Source organism: Streptomyces guryensis (assembly GCF_021261325.1).
Classification (GTDB): Bacteria; Actinomycetota; Actinomycetes; order Streptomycetales; family Streptomycetaceae; genus Streptomyces; species Streptomyces guryensis.
The window spans coordinates 115,066-132,215 of record NZ_JAJSBI010000007.1; the positions used below are offsets into that span (position 1 = coordinate 115,066).

Annotated in this window: 15 protein-coding genes and 2 pseudogenes; 6 read left to right on the plus strand and 11 right to left on the minus strand. The window is 70.7% G+C overall.

Annotated elements, in window-relative coordinates; genetic code table 11:
* Nucleotides 1-65 precede the first annotated feature (65 nt).
* On the minus strand, nucleotides 66-4,082 hold the full coding sequence (locus tag LJ657_RS16315) for a WD40 repeat domain-containing protein (protein ID WP_232649331.1): 4,017 nt from the start codon (nucleotides 4,080-4,082) through the stop codon (nucleotides 66-68).
* A gap of 498 nt (nucleotides 4,083-4,580) precedes the next feature.
* On the opposite strand from LJ657_RS16315, the gene LJ657_RS16320 reads away from it, so the two are divergent.
* Nucleotides 4,581-6,578 (plus strand): beta-propeller fold lactonase family protein, encoded by a 1,998-nt coding sequence (locus LJ657_RS16320; protein ID WP_232649332.1) that lies wholly within the window; start codon nucleotides 4,581-4,583, stop codon nucleotides 6,576-6,578.
* 6 nt (nucleotides 6,579-6,584) lie between these two features.
* Here the strand turns inward: LJ657_RS16320 and LJ657_RS16325 are convergent, their stop codons facing one another.
* A complete protein-coding gene (locus LJ657_RS16325) occupies nucleotides 6,585-7,169 on the minus strand; it encodes a TlpA family protein disulfide reductase (protein ID WP_232649333.1) in 585 nt (194 codons plus the stop codon).
* Nucleotides 7,170-7,317: 148 nt separating this feature from the next.
* Between LJ657_RS16325 and LJ657_RS16330 the strand changes: the two genes are divergently transcribed.
* The 3 genes from LJ657_RS16330 to LJ657_RS16340 all read left to right on the plus strand — a co-directional run bounded on the left by LJ657_RS16330 (nucleotide 7,318) and on the right by LJ657_RS16340 (nucleotide 10,314).
* Entirely contained in the window at nucleotides 7,318-7,800 is a 483-nt protein-coding gene (locus LJ657_RS16330; RefSeq protein WP_232649334.1) for a DUF3515 family protein, read from the plus strand.
* A gap of 91 nt (nucleotides 7,801-7,891) precedes the next feature.
* Nucleotides 7,892-9,736, plus strand: coding sequence for a trypsin-like serine peptidase (locus tag LJ657_RS16335; protein WP_232649335.1), 1,845 nt, complete (start codon nucleotides 7,892-7,894; stop codon nucleotides 9,734-9,736).
* A 29-nt stretch (nucleotides 9,737-9,765) separates the two neighbouring features.
* The gene (locus LJ657_RS16340) at nucleotides 9,766-10,314 is read left to right on the plus strand and encodes a hypothetical protein (protein ID WP_232649336.1); all 549 of its coding nucleotides are present in this window, start codon (nucleotides 9,766-9,768) and stop codon (nucleotides 10,312-10,314) included.
* A 684-nt stretch (nucleotides 10,315-10,998) separates the two neighbouring features.
* On the opposite strand, the gene LJ657_RS16345 is transcribed toward LJ657_RS16340, so the two are convergent.
* The 6 genes and pseudogenes from LJ657_RS16345 to LJ657_RS48935 all read right to left on the minus strand — a co-directional run bounded on the left by LJ657_RS16345 (nucleotide 10,999) and on the right by LJ657_RS48935 (nucleotide 14,749).
* Nucleotides 10,999-12,240 (minus strand): PP2C family protein-serine/threonine phosphatase, encoded by a 1,242-nt coding sequence (locus tag LJ657_RS16345; RefSeq protein WP_232649337.1) that lies wholly within the window; start codon nucleotides 12,238-12,240, stop codon nucleotides 10,999-11,001.
* Between the two features lie 237 nt (nucleotides 12,241-12,477).
* Entirely contained in the window at nucleotides 12,478-12,789 is a 312-nt protein-coding gene (locus LJ657_RS16350) for an STAS domain-containing protein (RefSeq protein ID WP_232649338.1), read from the minus strand.
* Nucleotides 12,790-12,950: 161 nt separating this feature from the next.
* Nucleotides 12,951-13,226, minus strand: a complete 276-nt coding sequence (locus tag LJ657_RS16355) for a hypothetical protein (RefSeq protein WP_232649339.1) — start codon at nucleotides 13,224-13,226, stop codon at nucleotides 12,951-12,953.
* Nucleotides 13,227-13,236: 10 nt separating this feature from the next.
* Complete coding sequence (locus LJ657_RS16360) at nucleotides 13,237-13,947, minus strand: DUF5994 family protein (protein ID WP_232649340.1); 711 nt, start codon at nucleotides 13,945-13,947, stop codon at nucleotides 13,237-13,239.
* A gap of 39 nt (nucleotides 13,948-13,986) precedes the next feature.
* Nucleotides 13,987-14,336, minus strand: a pseudogene (locus LJ657_RS16365) (hypothetical protein).
* Entirely contained in the window at nucleotides 14,333-14,749 is a 417-nt protein-coding gene (locus LJ657_RS48935) for a CsbD family protein (RefSeq protein WP_372487925.1), read from the minus strand. Before LJ657_RS48935 ends, LJ657_RS16365 begins: the two are co-directional and overlap by 4 nt.
* On the opposite strand from LJ657_RS48935, the pseudogene LJ657_RS16370 reads away from it, so the two are divergent.
* A pseudogene (locus LJ657_RS16370) lies at nucleotides 14,651-15,031 on the plus strand (acyl-CoA desaturase); the annotation flags it as partial. The gene LJ657_RS48935 and the pseudogene LJ657_RS16370 overlap by 99 nt on opposite strands.
* Before the next feature lie 42 nt (nucleotides 15,032-15,073).
* On the plus strand, nucleotides 15,074-15,472 hold the full coding sequence (locus LJ657_RS16375; protein WP_232649341.1) for a DUF5994 family protein: 399 nt from the start codon (nucleotides 15,074-15,076) through the stop codon (nucleotides 15,470-15,472).
* 66 nt (nucleotides 15,473-15,538) lie between these two features.
* Here the strand turns inward: LJ657_RS16375 and LJ657_RS16380 are convergent, their stop codons facing one another.
* From LJ657_RS16380 to LJ657_RS16390, 3 genes are all read right to left on the minus strand, one after another.
* Nucleotides 15,539-16,063, minus strand: coding sequence for a DUF5994 family protein (locus tag LJ657_RS16380; protein ID WP_232649342.1), 525 nt, complete (start codon nucleotides 16,061-16,063; stop codon nucleotides 15,539-15,541).
* 197 nt (nucleotides 16,064-16,260) lie between these two features.
* Nucleotides 16,261-16,452 carry a hypothetical protein gene (locus LJ657_RS16385; protein WP_232649343.1) on the minus strand — a complete coding sequence of 64 codons (192 nt, stop codon included), beginning with the start codon at nucleotides 16,450-16,452 and terminating at the stop codon, nucleotides 16,261-16,263.
* A 36-nt stretch (nucleotides 16,453-16,488) separates the two neighbouring features.
* A complete protein-coding gene (locus LJ657_RS16390; RefSeq protein ID WP_232649344.1) occupies nucleotides 16,489-16,977 on the minus strand; it encodes an Asp23/Gls24 family envelope stress response protein in 489 nt (162 codons plus the stop codon).
* Nucleotides 16,978-17,150 lie beyond the last annotated feature (173 nt).

Genomic DNA, 17,150 nt, shown 5'->3' on the forward strand with positions numbered 1-17,150 from the left:
GTGGCCGGTATCACTGGGTCGGCCCTGTTGACCAGGGCTGCCACCAGGGCGTCCACCAGGTCGGACTAGTGGTCGCACGGAGGCTTGTACGAGAGCCGCGGCAGGTATTCGTGCCATTTCTCGGGTGTCAGAACGCCCTGGGTGGTCGAGCAGATGTGCCGGATCGCGTCGTCCGTGTCCAGATTCCACAGCCGTACGGTGTCGGCGCCGCTCGACACTCCCAGCAGGTGGCTCCTGGGGCTGAACGACAGGAAGTTGCCGGTCTTGGCGTTGGGGCTCATGGACTGCCCGATGGCGGCGGCCTCGGAGGGGTCGGCCACGTTCCACAGGCGGACGGTGTTGTCGTTGCCGCCGCTGGCCAGGGTGCGGCCGTCCTTGCTGAGGGTGAGTGACACGACCGCTTCGGTGTGACCGGTCAGGGGGCCGCCGTCCTCGGTCGCCTCGCGGGGGTCGGTGACGTTCCACAGCCGGACCGTGTCGTCGTCGCTGCCGCTGACCAGAGTGCGGCCGTCCGGACTGTAGACGAGGACGTTGACGGGTCCGCCGTGCCCGGTGAGCGGTGTGCCCAGGCTGCTGACGTGGCGGGGGTCGGTGACGTTCCAGAACCGGATGGTGGCGTCCGCACTGCCGCTGGCCAGCGTGTGGCCGTCCGGGCTGAAGACAAGGCTGTTGATGTAGCCCTTGTGGCCGGTGATCGGTGCGCCGAGCCTGACGGCATGGGACGGGTCGGCGACGTTCCACAGCTGGATGGTGCGGTCGTCGTAGGGGCTCGCCAGGGTCCGCCCGTCCGGGCTGAAGGCCAGCGCGTCGGAGCCCGTGAAGCGGGTCCGCATGGGGAGGGGCGCCCCGTAGGAGACCGGCCGGGCCGGGTCGGTGACGTTCCACAGGTACAGCTTCTGGCGGCCGTTCAGTACGGCGAGCGTGTGGCCGTCGGGGGAGAAGGCCAGCTGGCGCTGGCCGCCGTCCGCGGACATGAACGGTTTGCCCATCGCCACGGGCCGGCCGGGAACCCTCACGTTCCACAGCCGGATCCGCCCGTCGCGCGCGGCCATGGCCAGCACCTGCCCGTCCGGGCGGAACGCCCCGAAGGCGCCGACCATGTCCGACGTCGGCACCGACCACAGGCGGACCTTGCTGTCGCCGCTGCCGGTGGCGAGGGTACGGCCGTCGGGGCTGAAGCCCAGGGCGTACATCTCGCCGCTGCTGCCCGCGAGCGGCTCGCCGACCTGCGACGGGGAGGACGGATCGCTGACGTTCCACAGGCTGGCCGTGCTGTCCGCGCTGGCGGCCGCGAGCATGCCGCCCCTGGGGCTGAAGGCCACGGACCAGACGGGCCCGGTGTGACCGGTGAGCGGCGAACCGAGCTGGGTGGCGTTGCGTGGGTGGGTGACGTCCCAGAGCCGGACGGTGTCGTCCGCGCTGCCACTGGCGAGGGTGTGGCCGTCGGGGCTGAAGGCCACCGAGTGCACCGTGTCCGTATGGCCCTTCAGCACCCGGTCGACCGGCTTCGGACGGCGCGGATCGGACAGGTCCCACAGCATGATCGTGTCGTCGTCGCCGCCGGCTGCCAGCAGCCGGCCGTCGGGGCTGAAGGCCACGGACCGTACGGCGTCGGAGTGGCCGGTCAGCGGGCTGAGCGCCTTCGGCCGACCCGGGTCGGTCATGTCCCACAGCCGTACGGTGTGGTCCTCGTCGGCGGAGGCGAGCGTGCGTCCGTCCGGGCTGAAGGCGAGCAGGTAGATCGTGCCGGAGTGGCCGGTCAGGGGCGTGCCGAGCGGCTTGGGGTGGGCGGGATCCCGTACGTCCCACAGCCGGACGGTGCCGTCGTCGCCGGCGGAGGCGAGGGTGTGGCCGTCCGGGCTGAAGAGGGCGGTGCTCACCCAACTCGTGTGGCCGGTGAGCGGCCGGCCCAGCGGTTTCGGGTGCGAGCGGTCGCTGACGTCCCAGAGCCGGACCGTGCGGTCGTAGCTGGCGGTGGCCAGGACCTTCCCGTCCGGGCTGAACGAGGTGAGGTAGACGGCGCCGGTGTGGCCGAGCAGCGGCGTGGCCAGCGGCGCGTTCACGATCGAGACCAGCCGGTTGTTGGTGCCCGCGTCGTCCGGCCGCAGCCCATGGGCGACCAGGTCCAGCTGGGCGGAGAGCGAGGGGTCGGTGTCCTGGACCCGGTCGGCCTCGGCGACCACCTGCTGGAACACCGCGTCGTTGCGCTGCTGCCAGGCGAGGACCGCCGCACCGACGGCCAGGATGGACATGACGACCAGTGCGGACACCGCCCCGCGCCGCATCACGAGGGTGCGCTTGCGCAGCCGTACCGAAGCGGCCAGGAACTCCACCGCGCTGCGGGTCAGGAAGGTGTCGCCGGCGGACTTCGCCCAGCTGCGCGCCTGGGCCAGCCGCGAACCCCGGTACAGCAGCGAGGAGTCGCGGTCCGAGCCCTCCCAGGCCCGGCCGTCCTCCTCCAGCTGCTGGCGGAGCAGATGGTCGCCCCGGCCCTCGTCGATCCAGTCGCGCAGCCTCGGCCAGGCGGTCAGCAGCGCCTCGTGGGTGATCTCCACGGTCTCCGCGTCGAGCGTCACCAGCCGGGCGCGGACCAGTGCCTCCAGCGACTCCTCCGTCTTGCCGGGATCCGCCGACTCCTGCGCCAGCTGGCGCCGGGTCCCCCGACGGCGGGTGGCCTGGGTGTCCTCGCCCAGCCGGACCAGCCGCAGCAGGAGCAGCCGCGCGGCCGTACGCGCAGGCGGGTCGAGGCTCGACCAGGCCCGCTCGGCGGTGGCGGCCACCGCGCCCTTGATCCCGCCCGCGGCCCGGTAACCGGCCAGCGTCAGCCGCCCCGCCTTCCGCCGCTGCCAGGTGGCGAGCAACGCGTGCGAGAGCAGCGGCAGCACCCCGGCGTCATGTGCCCCGCGCGGCCCGTCGGCGCTCACCTCCCGGACGATCAGCTCCGCGAGACCCGGTTCGAGTTCCAGGCCCACGGCCTTCGCCGGGCCGGTCACCGCCTCGCGCAGCTCGGCCGTGGTCAGCGGCCCGAGGACCATGTGCCGGTGCTGCAGCGCGTCGGCCAGTTCGGGATAGCGCAGGCACTGCTCGTAGAAGTCGGCGCGGATGCCGAGGACCACGAGCAGGGCGGCCGGGTCGTCCGGTCCGGCGGCCGAGCAGACGGCGTGCAGGACCTGGACGAAGGCGTGTCTGCTCGCCTCGTCGGCGCAGAGGGTGAAGGCCTCCTCGAACTGGTCCACGATGACGACCGGCCGCTCGCCGGAGGGTGCCTCGCGCCGGGCCCACTCGGCGACGGCACCCCGGACGGCGTGCGCGAACGCGGGCGTGCCGGGTTCTGTGGCCGCGGACCCGTCCGCCGCCCTGGACAGGACGGGCGCGAGCTCCGGGACGCACCGGGCCAGCTCACCGATGGGATCGGCTCCCGGGACGAGCTGCAGAACCACCCTCGGCCGGCCCGTGTCGTCGCCGAGCGCGCCGTTCTGCGCGGCGGGCACCAGTCCGGCGTTGAGCAGGGACGACTTACCCGCCCCCGACGCGCCGACGAGCATGACCAGCCCACCGGTCTTCTCCGCCGCGTGCAGCTGGTCGACGAGGGCGCTGGTGCTGCGCTCCCGGCCGAAGAACCACCGGGCGTCCTCTTGCCGGTAGGAGGCCAGCCCCCGGTACGGGCACACACTGGGGGCGGCCGGATCCTCGGCCGGAGGCCGCTCGTCCACCTCGGTGGCCGCCGCGGGCCGGTCGCCCGCCGGGTCGGCGAGCGCACGCTCCCACAACCGCTGCCACTGGCCCAGGTCGTACAGACCGGCGGAGACCGGCGTCGGCCGCGCCCGCCGGGCCTGAGGTATCAGGACGTGCAGCACCGCGGCGAGTGCCGGGAACTGGGCCGGCACGTTCTTGGCCCGCCGCCAGTCGCTGATCCGCTGGGCGGAGACCCGTACCGGCCGCCCGCGCTCGTCCACCCGCTGAAGCTGTACGACCGCCTCGGCCACCCGCGCGAGAGGAGGGTTGCCCGCCTCCTTGTACAGCAGAGCGAGGCGCTCCGCGAAGGCAGTACGTGCCCCTGAGTCGGAACCCAAGGCCTCCACCCCTTACTCCCCCCGCGCTTGGACATCCGGACCGGAAAACTCACTTTATACGGCTGACCTGCGGCGTAAGCCTCCGGACCGGCACCTGAATCTCCTCACGGCAGGCCACAGCTGGCAGGATCACGATGCAAGGGCGAACCCGTCGGACACCGTCCGCGCAGGCCATCAGCTCAGCGCTCGGGAAGACAGCCCACGGCGCCGAACCTTCTCGGCCAGCTCTCCAGGAGCTATGAGACGACGGTGCCGGACACATCGCCCGAGCCCCCGAGATCCGCGCCGCTCGGCACCGGTCCCCACGAGGGGAGGGACCGGAGCCGAACGGCGCGGAGTGCTTTTGATCACTGTGAGGGCGAGTCGCTACGGGATTGATCACTGCGGTGGACTTTTTGATCATCGTTGACCCTCCTTTGCATCCGTTGTCACCGGCGTGACCTACGCTCCGCTCACTTCCCCAGTTCTTCAGGGGCTCTTTTTCGTTCCGGGGGGTTCGAAACCACCGTGCGCACACGCACTCTCTCGGCCGCGACCGCACTCGCGGTCCTCTTCGGCTCGGCCGCGCTCGCGGTCATGTCGGCCGCGCCCGCGCTGGCCGACTCCAGCACCGCCCTGCCGGTCACGTCGACCGGCGACGTCGTCGTGGACGGCGTCCACCAGCGGGTCTTCATCAGCGACCCCAAGAGCGGAAAGGTCGTCGCCACCGACTACAGCGGCAGCGTCGTCGGCACGATCGACACGCTGCCCGGCGTCCGAGGCCTGGAGCTCTCCGCCGACTCCGGCACCCTGTACGCGGCCGTCGCCGACGCGAACGCCATCGTGGCCATCGACACGGCCACCGCCACCGAGACCCACACCTACCCGACGGGTGACGGCACCGACCCCCAGTACGTGGCCTACACGGGCGGCAAGCTCTGGTTCGGCTACGGCAGCGCGGCCAACGGCAACATCGGCTCGCTCGACCTGGGCGGCACCGACCCGGTCGTGACCCTGAACCAGGACGGGAACACCTTCTACCAGGCGCCGATCCTGGACGCCTCGCCCGGCGCCCCGGGCACCCTGGTGGCGGGCGCGCCCGGTCAGAGCCCGGTGGAACTCGCCGTGTACGACGTCTCGTCGGGCACCGCGAGCCGTACCGCGTACGCCTTCGACCCCGGCAGCACCGGCGGCGGCAACCTGCGCGACCTCGCGGTCACACCGGACGGCAAGGACGTCGTCACGGCCAGCGGATCGCCGTACTACCAGGCCGTCTACAAGCTCTCCGACCTGACGGCGGACGGCAAGTACGAGACCACCAACTACCCCGACGCCGTGGACATCGCGCCCAACGGCGACGTGGCCGCGGGCACCGACTCCGCCTACGGCTCCGACGTCCACGTCTTCAAGGCCGGCGCCTCGACGCCCACACGGGAGTACGACTTCCCCAGCTCCACCGGCGGCACCGCCTCCGACGAGCTGGCCGGCAGCGGCCTGGCCTGGGCACCGGACGAGAGCAAGCTGTTCGCGGTGTCGTACGACAGCAACAACACCTACTCGCTGCGGATCTACGACGACCCGCTGAAGGCCGCCGACACCCTGACGGCCACCGCCCCGGCCACCGCGCCCCGCGCCAAGCCGCTCACGGTCACGGGCAAGCTGACCTCGAACGCGGCCTTCGCGTCCGGCACGACGGTCTCCGTCCGCCGCACGGACGACGAGTCCGCGTCCGGCAAGCTGCTCGGCACGGCGACGGTCGGCGCCGACGGCTCGTACTCCTTCGCGGACACCCCGCCCGTCGGCGGCCAGGTCACGTACACGGTCACGTACGCGGGCGACGACTCCCACGCGGCCGCCACCGCCACGACGACGGTGAACGTCACGAAGTCGACGACCGCCCTGACCCTGGACGGCAACGGCAAGGTGTACGCGTACAACACCCAGGTGAAGTTCACGGCGCACCTGGGGACGACGTACAAGAACCGCATCGTCGCGATCTACGCCGACCCGTACGGCGGCGACAAGCCCAACAAGCTGATCAAGTCCGGCGCGGTCGACTCCTCCGGCAACCTGTCCGCCACGCTCTATCTGACCCGCGACACCAGGCTCACCGCCAAGTTCACGGGCGACACCCGCTACGCGCCCGCGACGGTCACGAGCACGGTGGGCGCACGGGTCAGGGTGACGACCGCACTCAGCGGCTACTACAAGACCCAGACGGCGTGGAACCAGACGTACCGCTACTTCCACAAGTCCAAGGAACCCGCCTTCGGCACGACGATGACGCCGTACCCGAACCGCAAGTACAAGGTCGAGGTCCAGGGCTACTACGAAGGCGCCTGGCGCGGCACGCACAGCGAGTACCTCGTGCTCGGCTCGGACGGCCAGGACACCCTCGTCCTCACCGGCACCCCGCCGACGGGCGTCCGCTTCCGCATCCGCTCGTCCTACATCGACACGGCGTCGGGCGACAACGTGAACTCGACGACCTACGGGACGTGGAAGTACTTCGTCTTCACGAGCTGAGACCGGTCACCCGGCCGGATCCCGAAGGGCCTGTCCACCCGCAAGGAGCGGTGTGACGATGTTCCTGACCTGCTGTTCCGTGACACCGCCGGAGACGGAGGCGGCGATACGGCCCTTGCGGTCGAGGAACACCGTGTACGGGAGGCCGACCTGGCTGACCGCTCCGCGGGGGATGCGCAGCGCCTGCTTGCCGTGCTCGTCGACGAGGGTCGGATAGTTCAGGCCGCGATCGCGGATGAAGGAGAGCGCGCTGGACGCCGGCTCTCCGCCGTCGAGGCCGACGACCTGAAGGCCCTGCTTGCCCAGGGCCTTCTGGATCCGGGCCAGTCCGGGTGACTCGACGCGGCAGGGCGGGCACCAGGACGCCCACGCGTTCAGCACCACGACCTTCCCCCTGAACGCGTCCAGCCGTACCGGACGGCCGTCGGCTCCGCCGCCCCGGAGGACGGGCATGGTCTGGCGACGGGCCACGGGCCAGCTGCTGACGCCGTCCTTCACGGTCGCGTCGTCGGTGGCCGGATGGGAGCCGGCACAGCCGGACACGAGGGCCGCCGCGCACAAGGCCGTCCAGGCGGCCCGCTTGATCGTCATGAGCCGTGAGTATGACAAGCCGGCCGGGGCCTGCGGACGGCCGCCCCGGGACCTTCGACGGCAGCGCCGACGGCCGGCCGGCTGCGTCCTGGACCGGCGGTGTGCCCCGGTGAGTTGACGGTCCGGCGGCTGCCTTACGGTTCATCGGGTGGCGAATCGATCTGTGCGCAACCGGATGCTGTTGACCGGCGCCGTGGCGCTGGCGGTGCTGGGCGTCTGCATGGCCGTCACGGGCGGTGGCAGCGGCCCCGAGGCGGCCCCGCACGCCGGTGACGCGGCCTGTCGGGCTGCTGCCGGGAAGCTGCCCGACAGGATCGCCGGGCTGGAGCGCGGCCACTCGGGCGCGGCCGGAGTCACGGTGTGGGGCAGCGGGAAGATCGTCACCCGCTGCGGGATCCCGATGCCGCCCAGGACACCGGACCCGTGCGCGACGGTGAACGGCGTCGACTGGGTATGGCACCGCGGGCAGGGCGGCGACGGCCGCGACCTGCTCGTCACCTACGGACGTTCCCCCGGCCTGGAACTGACGGTTCAGCGCGGCGCGCCGTCGGAGGAGGCGCTGGTGGAACTGACGAAGGCGGCTGCGGCGCTGCCCCAGCACCGTAAGTGCCTCGACTCCCAGGAGACCTGAGTCCCCGTCACGGGAAAAGGGCGCCGACCGCCCCCGGCCGGCGCTTTTCGCCGCCCCCCACGCCACACGCGTGCTCACAGATGAGGAAACCGTGCACATACCCAGCCTTCGCGGCACGTTCGTAACCCGTGCCGCGACCGTGGCCTCCGCTGTCGTCCTCGCGGCGGCGTCGCCCGCCTCCGCGCACTCCCCGAGCCCCGACGCCACCACCAGTACGGCGCCGGCCGCGCACGGCACGGGCCCGGGGGGAGCATGGACGAGTGCGCAGGCCGAGAAGTTCTGGACCCCCGAGCGGATGGCCCGCGCGACCCCGGACAGCCCCCGCGGCGAGGCCCCGGCCGGCCGGAAAGCCGAATCTGCCGTGCGGGGGGCGGCCGCGGCGAAGAACGGGAGCTACTTCGCGGGTGTCCCGACCGTCGGAACGTTCTTCCACTACGTGACAGACCCCGCCACCGACAAGCTGACGGCACGTTTCTGCTCCGCGAGCGTCGTCGACAGCCCGCAGGGCAACGTCATCCTGACCGCCGCGCACTGCTCCGGCGGCTCCAAGGGCATGTTCGTGCCCCGCTACAACGGCGCGGCGGGCAACCCCGCCCCCTACGGCCGGTTCGCGGTGCAGCGGTGGGTCCGTGACGCACGCTGGTACCAGGCCGCGGGCCACCCCACCCGCGACGCCTACTCCGACTTCGACTACGCCTTCGCCCGGGTCGCCGCCAACCAGCGGGGGCAGAGCGTGCAGAAGGCCGTCGGTGCGGGGCTCAAGCTCGGCCAGGTGAACGGCCAGTACAAGCAGAACGTCACCGTCATCGGCTACCCCGGCAGCCACAACCCGAAGAACCAGCCCTTCATATGCGCCGGCGTCACCACCCGCCAGCTCCCCGGTTACCACCAGATGCGCATGGACTGCGGCGGCTTCTACGGCGGCACCTCCGGAAGCCCCTGGATCACCGGCCTCAACAGGACGACCGGAGCCGGGACCGTCATCGGCGACCTCGGCGGCTACTACGGCGGCGGCCTGGAGAACAACAGCGACCGCATCTCGTTCGCCGCCACCTACGACCAGCGGGCCTTCGAGATCTACGATGCCGCGGCGAAGAACACCACCCCCACCCAGTACCCGCGCGGCTACAGCATGTACCCGACCGGCGGGGGCCTGTGGCAGCAGGCCATGAAGACCGCCTCCGGTGACTACACCGGCGACGGCAGAACAGACATGATCGTCATCTGGTCGGACGGCGAGGTCACCCTCTACACCGGGGACGGCAACGGCGGATTCTCCGGCGAACACCGGATCGCGAAGTCCTCGACCTGGACCCACGCCAGGACCGTCGCCGCGGGAGACTTCAACGCCGACAGCGACTCCGACCTCATGGTGGTCTGGTCGGACGGCGAGGTCACCCTCTACACCGGGGACGGCAACGGCGGATTCGCCAAGGAAACCCAGATGGCCAAGCCCGGCAGCACCTGGAAGAACGCCATCCAGATCACCGCCGGACGCTACAGCGACAACCAGTGGACCGACGACGTCATGGTCCGCTGGATCGACGGCGAGACCACCCTCTACACCGACGTCGACGCCCGCGGATTCCTCAACGAGCACCAACTGCGGCCCCCCAACGAGACCTGGCGCAACGCCACCCTCCTCGCCGCCGGAAACTTCACCGGAGGCGCCGACTGGGACGTCGTCGTCCGATGGTCCGACGGCGAACTGGCCCTCTACCGCGATTCCTCCGCCTCCGGCGTGGGAACGGAGATCAAGCTGAAGTCCTCTAACACGTTGTGGACCCACGCCACCGTCATGACCGCCGGCGCCTACACATCCGGTGACCCCGACGACCTCCTCGTGCGCTGGTCCGACGGCGAGACCACCCTCTACACCGACACCACGACCACCCTCGGCAGCGAACACATGCTCGTCCCGCCGAAGGCGGGCTGATCACCTCTCAGGAAGGTGAGGTACCCCCGATGCGCCTGCGCGTAGCCGGCATCCTCTGCGCCGCGACCGCCCTCGGTCTCGCCGCTGCACCCGGCGCCCACGCAGCCGAGGACCCAGGCCTCGCCGTCACCCTCACCTCCACGGACAGCGACAGCACCCCCGACGGGCCGCTCCAGCCGGGCGCGCCCGTCGAGGTCACCTCAGGAGCCGACCTCACCTCCCTGGCCGCCGACGGGAACGGCAGCTTCACCGTGACCTCCCCGGCATTCGGTCACCCGGTCACGGTCACCCTGCAGAAGAACAGCTTCGGCCAGGGCAAGGGTGCGATCCGCTGCGGCACCGAACCGGGCCACTATCCCGTCGACATCGCCGGCCACCACGAGGGATCCGGCCTCACCACAAAGCAGACGCACACGACCATCACCGTCACGGCGGGCGGCTCGTACTGCACCCAGGCCTCCGGCTCCCCTTCGACGACCACGACCGCAACGGCCGCAGGCGGCACCGCGGCCGCCCTGGCCCTGGCAGGCTTCGCGCTCGCCCGGGCCCGACGTCGACGCGGTGTGCGGGGGGCCTGAAGGGAAAGAGGCGGGCGAGGAGCAGATGGGACCGGGCCCAGGTGCTGCTGCCCCGTCAAAACCACCCCAGAAACGATTCAGGGGCCCGACCCGCAGTGCGGATCGGGCCCCTGAGTGGTGTTTCGGCTGTCGGGGTGGCGGGATTTGAACCCACGTCCTCTTCGTCCCGAATGAGGACCGGGCGTGATCGACACTTGCCAGTTTCGCATTTTCGCAGGTCAGGGCGTTGGATGTGGCGGGTCTCGGGTGGTGTTGGGAGGGCTCGGGGAGCGGGTCGGCTCCCAAACGGCTCCCAGCGGCTGGGCTTTTGCGGCGTACAGGATGTCGTTCGTTGTCGGAGGGGGCGGCGGCCGGTGCGGTGGGACCAGTGGACGGCGATGAGGCCCAGCGCAGCCACAAGGACCACGATGCGACGCTGCAAAAACGCGGTGGCTCACGCATGTCCGAGGCACCGCACGGTATTCGCACGCGAAACGCCCAAGCCGGCCGAGTGGGGCGGTCCGTGCCTTGCCGTCCCGGTCCGGATGAGTCCCGCACTCGCCTGGGCACGATGCTGCCGACCGAGTCGGAGCCCGTGGCGAAACGATCGTCGCGGGTGGGGGCGGCGGGGAAATTCCCCGGGACCCGCAGCCAGGCAGCGGGTCCCTGTGGCGTCGGCCCTGTCTTCGCCGGGTGGTTGTCGGCTCACTCCAGGAGCACCAGGTGGTCGGCGGCGCCCCCGCGCCATTCGATCAGGAAGAGGGTCGCGTCGTCGGTGGTGCGGCCGCCCCGTTGCTGCTTCAGGGCGTGGGAGAGTGAGCGCACCACCGCTCGTACCCCCTTCGTCGTGTGTTCGATGCGGTTGACCCAGTGGATGAGTTGTTCTTCGCCGAACTGTTCTTCGCCGGCTTCGTGCTCCTCGATCAGGCCGTCGGTGAAGCACAGCACCCGGTCGCCGCGTTGGAGCATCTGCCCGCTGATCCGAGGCTCTTCACCGCCGAAGCCGACGGGCAGGGTGGTAGGGCCTGTCAGTTGCCGGACGACCCGGTGGTCGCGGATCAGCAGCGGTGCGGGGTGGCCCGCGTTGACCCACTGCAGGTGGCCCGTCGCGATGTTCAGACGCATCATCTGGGCGGTGACGAAGTGGTCGGGCCCGAACTGCTCGGCGATGGCCCGGTCCATGAACGCGTAGATCTCGGACAGGCCGATGTCGGCACGTCTGGCGTGCCGGTAGGCCCCGACGGCGACGGTCGCCATCGTGGCGGCGTCCAGGCCGTGGCCCATCGCATCGACCATGGCCACGTGCAGGATGTCCTCGTTGAGGGCGTAGTCGAAGCTGTCGCCCGCGACGTCGTAGGCGGGCTCCAGGATTCCGGCCACCGCGACCTGCGGGACCGACATCGCCAGCGGCGGCAGCAGGGACCACTGGATCTCCGCGGCCAAACTCATCGGTTCACGGCGCCGGGCGCGGAAGAACTGATCGGTGTAGCTGTGCTTGGTGACCAGCATGTCGGCGACCAGGCCGGCGAGCCTGCGCAGCAGCCGCCGGTCGTTGTCATCGACGGTGTCCAGGGTGAGGGCCATCACGCCCACCTGGTCGCTGCCGTCCAGCAACGGCAGGTACATCCGGACGCCGTCGGCCTCCGGCACCTCGGCACTGGTCGCGTGCAGAAAGGCCGTACCGGCGGGGGAGTCGTCGATCGGCTCGGGCTCGCCGACCATCAGTCGCCGACCCGGCAGCGGTACCAGCACCAGCTGGCCGTAGTCCTGCAGCAGGATCGAGACGTCGCGGCCACCGACCCTGGCCACCTCTTCCGCGATCAGCGGGGCGATCAGCTGCGGCGGCATCTCGTGTGCCCGGTCCAGCAGCACCCCCAGCAGCCGCTCACCGAACCCTTCCGACCGGTCCAGCATGACCTTGTCAGGTCGGCGCTCGCCTTCCGTCACAACCGCACCCCCGCACCGGCGTCGTCAAAGCATCGGCGACCGTGTCCATGCTCACCGCGTGCCGCGAGTCCAGCGCCCGCACCGACACACGGGCTCCTGACACGACCGTGATCAACCCGCACAGAGTGACGCGGCCGGTCACCCCGAACAGCCCATTACTCCAGAGAACGGCATGTCACGCATGATCAGAAAAGGTGGCTCTTCGTACAGCTGTGCACCAGGTCTCTCCCGGAGCCGTCACAGGAGCAGAAGATCGGAGCCGGTGTCCGCGAGGAGCCGCGCGGTGTGCGGGGACGGGTGGTGCAGCCGCAGGGACGCGTGGCTCCCGGCGGCGTGCCGCGACGCGTCGAGGAAGACGCGCAGACCGCTGTTGTCGCAGCGGCCGACGGTGGTCAGATCCACGTCGATGGTGGTGATGCCGTCATGCAGGCACCGCTCCAGAGCGGCGCGCACCTGGGGTGCGGTGGCCGGGTCGATCTCACCGGCCAGGGTGATCAGCGCCCGACTGCCCCGGTCGTGCCGGTAGACGTTCAGCTGCGGAAGGGTCATGACGCCTCGGTTCGGATGCCTCGGTTCGGATGCGTCGGTTCATGGGTCCCGGCTGCTCCTCGCGCGGTCCAGGGCCCGCGGGTGCAGGCGCTCGGGCACACGCGTCGCCACGGGTCGAGCCGACGGTCCGTACGCGCGGCCGGTGGGGGGAGACCGGCTGGTCACCTGTGGTGAGTGGCAGGGCTGCGGCGGCGGCGCGGCGGGAAGCGGCCGCGGCCCCCGTCGCGGTGGTCCCGCCGTTCGCCGGTGGTCGGCGACTCGGACCGGTCCGGTTCCACCGGGGGCTGCGGCGTGCCGCGGCCGCGGCGGCCGGGCAGGCGGGCGCTGTACTGGTGCACGGCGATTCTGTCGGCGTGCTGGATGTTGAGCCGGTGGATCATGTACGCCGCCGCTGCGATGAGGACCGCGAAGGCGGCGGCTGTCAGGAAGGCGTTCATGGCGGCCACCTCACATACCGATCACCAGGCGGCTGGCCCGGCCGGGGGGACCGGCCTGTTGCGGAACGGCCGCCGACACCGACACAGCGGAGGCGCCGCCCTCGTACTCCCATGCCTCGTCCGGGTCCAGTGGCTCGTCGGTCGCCAAGACGCCGTGCCGGGCCTCGTCCGCGGCGATGAGCGCGCTCGCGGTCAGTGGCGGGCCGTCGTAGTCGGACGCGGCAGCCATCAGCCGGGCCGCCGACTCCGCCCCGGTTTCGGGCGGGATGATCAGCAGGTCCCAGCGGCCGGTGCCGTAGGAGAGCAGCAGCAGCTTGTGCGGGTCGATTTCCGGGGTGAACCAGCCGACCTTGACCATGTGGCCGTGCACGGGAACCTTGGGCGGGATGACCTGCCAGTACTTCGGGTTGACGGCGATGCGGGTGATGCGGCCCCACAGAGGGTCCAACACGTCGGTCAGCGCGGGCAGTTCGCTCAGCAGATCCCGGGAGCGGGGCCACCAGGCACCGTCCAGGAGTCCGCGGGAGGTGCCGTCGGTCTTCAGGGTGAGACGCGCGGCCGGGGCTGCGACGGGCTCGGGATGCGGCAGGGGTGGAAGCAAGGTCGCCGACATGATGCGGACCCGTCTCCGGGCCGCTTCTGCGGCGGCCCGGGTTTCATCTTTCGCCGAGAACGACCCGGCGTGGAAGCCGGTGTGCGAAATGCTCTCGGTACTGTCCACACTACTCCGCGCTTCGAAGCAGCGCGGAGTAGTGGCCGCCTAGAGCTGGAGCAGTCGTTGGGTGATCTCCCGGTACTGCCTCAGCGCGTGCCGGAGTTCGTCGGACTGTGTCTCGGGGTCCTGGTCCTGCCAGAGCCGGCGCGCAGGAGACGCCGCCGTTCCGCGAGGGCGTTCACGAGCTGGGCGGTGGCTTCGTCGAAGGCGCTCTCGGCCTCATCCAGCGCCTCGCGCGGGGTGTCGGCGAAGGTGTTGAGGGCGTGCCGGAGGCGCCGGACGACCTTGTCCCGTTCGATCGACGAGAGCAGCGGCTCCGGGCCCGGGCTGCGGCGCCCGGCCGGGCCCGGGGTGTGGCCGGCGGACTGCCGGGCGCGCGTCTGGTCGTACATCATCGGGGGCCGCTCCCGTTCCGCCTGAAGGCGTCCTTGGTCTTCTCGACGGCCTGTTTCAGGCTTCCGGAGACCCGGTCGATCCTGCCTCGGCGTTGCAGCCGCCTGTTGCGGGTGACCCGGCCGAGCTCTTCCGTGATCCTTCCTTTCATCGTCTGCGCCTGGTTCCTGATGGTCCGTGAAACAGTCATGCCGGCCTCGCTGTTGTCCGGTAGGTGAGTTCCTGCGGGGTCTGGGCGAGGCGGGAAGGCGGAATGCTCCGCCGTGTGTTCCGGGGTGGCATGGCCCTGCACCGTGCTGCCAGTCAACGTCCGGCCGCCCTGCCGTTCGCGGTGGGCTGGGCCATCGGCGGTACGTGGGTGTACGGCGTGACCGCCCTGCTGTGGGCGGGACTTGTGCGTATCGCGCTGCTCCATCACGTCACCTGGAGCGTGAACTCCCTCTGTCACATGATCGGTGAGCGCCCGTTCCGCACCCGGCGCCACGACCGGGCCACCAATCTGTGGCCCCTCGCCCTGCTCTCGTTCGGCGAGAGCTGGCACAACCTCCACCACGCCGACCCCACCAGCGCCCGGCACGGCGTCGACCGCGGTCAGATCGACCCGTCGGCCGCCGTCATCCGCCTCCTCGAACGCCTCGGCTGGGTGCACGACGTGCGCTGGCCGACGGCGCAGCGGGTCGCGGCCCGTCGCGCCTGACGTCAACCAGTCGATCACTTACGGCAGTTGGCAGGAGCCTTCATGACCACCGCACTGCGGTCCCCGCTTCCCTCCCACCCCGTCCTCCGGATGCGTCTCGCATCCCGCAGCGGCATGCCCCGACCCATCGACGGAGCGTGGTGGCCCCGTTCGTACGACCTGCTCTCCGAACTCCCCCAGCTGCTTGCCGGGTTGCCGCGCGCGTGGGGTCACATCACCAGCGTCACCGTCAACGGGGCGACGTGGCCCGCGGTGCCCGGCCGGATGCTCGTTTTCAACCAGGTCGTACGCCTGCGCAGGACCGTGGCGGCATCCGCCCCGCACACGATCGTCCTGCTCGCCCCCGGCCGGGGGCGCTGGGACCTGCTGGTCGTGCCTCCGGATACGACCGAGGAGACAGCGGAACCGCTCATGGCGGCCGCGGCAGGTGGTCACGTGTGATCCGGCCCGCCACGGACTGCCCGGCGAATCATCAGGCACCGACGGCCAGGGTGGCGACGACGACCGTCACACCCCCACCACCACTCGGCCGGGCCGGCCGCTGGCGGCCTCGTACGAGGAGGAGGTCCCGCCGGCCTGTTCCGCCGTCATGAGGGCGGTCGCGGTCATCGGCGGGCCGGTGTTCGCGCTCGCGGCGGCCATCAGCCGGGCGGCCGAGGGAGCGCTGGTCTCCGGGGGTATCACCAAGAGGTCCCAGCGGCCTGCCGTATAGGACAGCAGCAGGATCTTGTGCGGATCCTGCTCCGACGTGATCCAACCGGCCCTCACCACATGGCCGTTGACGAGGATCTTGCGGGGGAGGATCGGCCAGTGGCGGGGGTTGACGGCGACATGGGTGATCCGGCCCCACAGCGGATCCAGTACGTCCGCCAGAGCGGAGAGTTCGTGTGTCAGGTCACGTGAACGGGGCCACCAGGCACCGTCCAGTTCGGCGTGCCCTGGTGAAGGACTCACGGCTTTCAGGGCGAGTCGCGCGGTCGGGGCCCTGAAGGGAACGGCCCGCAGCGGAGGATGAGAGGTGGTCGCGGACATCGCGCGAACCCGTCTCCGGACCTCTGCGCGAGGGCAGTTGCCCGGTGTCGATTGCTCACCGGGAACGAAACCGGCATCGGAGCCGGTGTGCGAAGTGCTCCCGATGAATTCACGCTACTCCCCGAAGAGGCCGAACGGACCGCTCCTGGACGTCGGCTCACTTCCGTCGGCGGTCGTCCTCCGAGGAGCGGCTGGTCTCACCGTCGCCGGTTACCGTGCTCGCGGTTGTGGAAGAGGTCACCGAGTTCCCCGTCACCGTCGGCGAACCGTCCGGCGACGAACTCGATGACACCCGGTGCTTCCACCAGCAAGAACGCGCCGAAGCCGGCGAAGTGTCCGGCGGAATCCAGCCCCATCCCGGTGATCAGGCCAACCGCGGCCATGCCCATCGCGCGCTCCTTGCTCGCCGTGGCTCCGGCAAGCGATTACTCGAGCCGCCGCTCTTGTTGTCCCTCGTCCTCGTCGAACAAATGCACATCGCCGACCGCGATATTGACCTCGACAACTTCCAGACCGGTCATCCGCTCGATGGCAGCGATCACGTTCTCTCTGACGTCGCCCGCGACCTCGATGATGGAGACGCCGTACTCGACGACGATCTCCAGGTCCACTGCGGTCTGTACATCGCCGACCTCGACCTTCACTCCGCTGGTGACGGACTTCCCGCCCGCACCGGGCATCCGCTCACGCATGGCCCCCATGCCACGGGCGAACCCACCGCCCATCGAATGGACGCCCGGCACATCCCGGGCCGCCATCCCGGCGATCTTCGCCACCACACCGTCGGCGATCGTTGTACGGCCACGCGACCCCGGATGGCTTCCGTGCGGCACCCCCGCACTCTTCCCGCCGCGCTCGCCCAATGATCCCGCGCGAGGGGTCTCGGGCCGGTTCGGCAGTCCGGTCTCCGTCATCTTCGGTCACCACTTTCCGACGCAACAGGCGGCCTGTCGTGCCCCTTCCTTTCACGCTAACGGCGAGTGCCCGACCTCGCTCAGGCAAGTGGCATGTGAGCGATGTCGGGCATTGCGCCAGGAGACGGCGGTGGTATCCCACGCAGAAGGGCAGGTCGGGTGGCCGGCCGGAC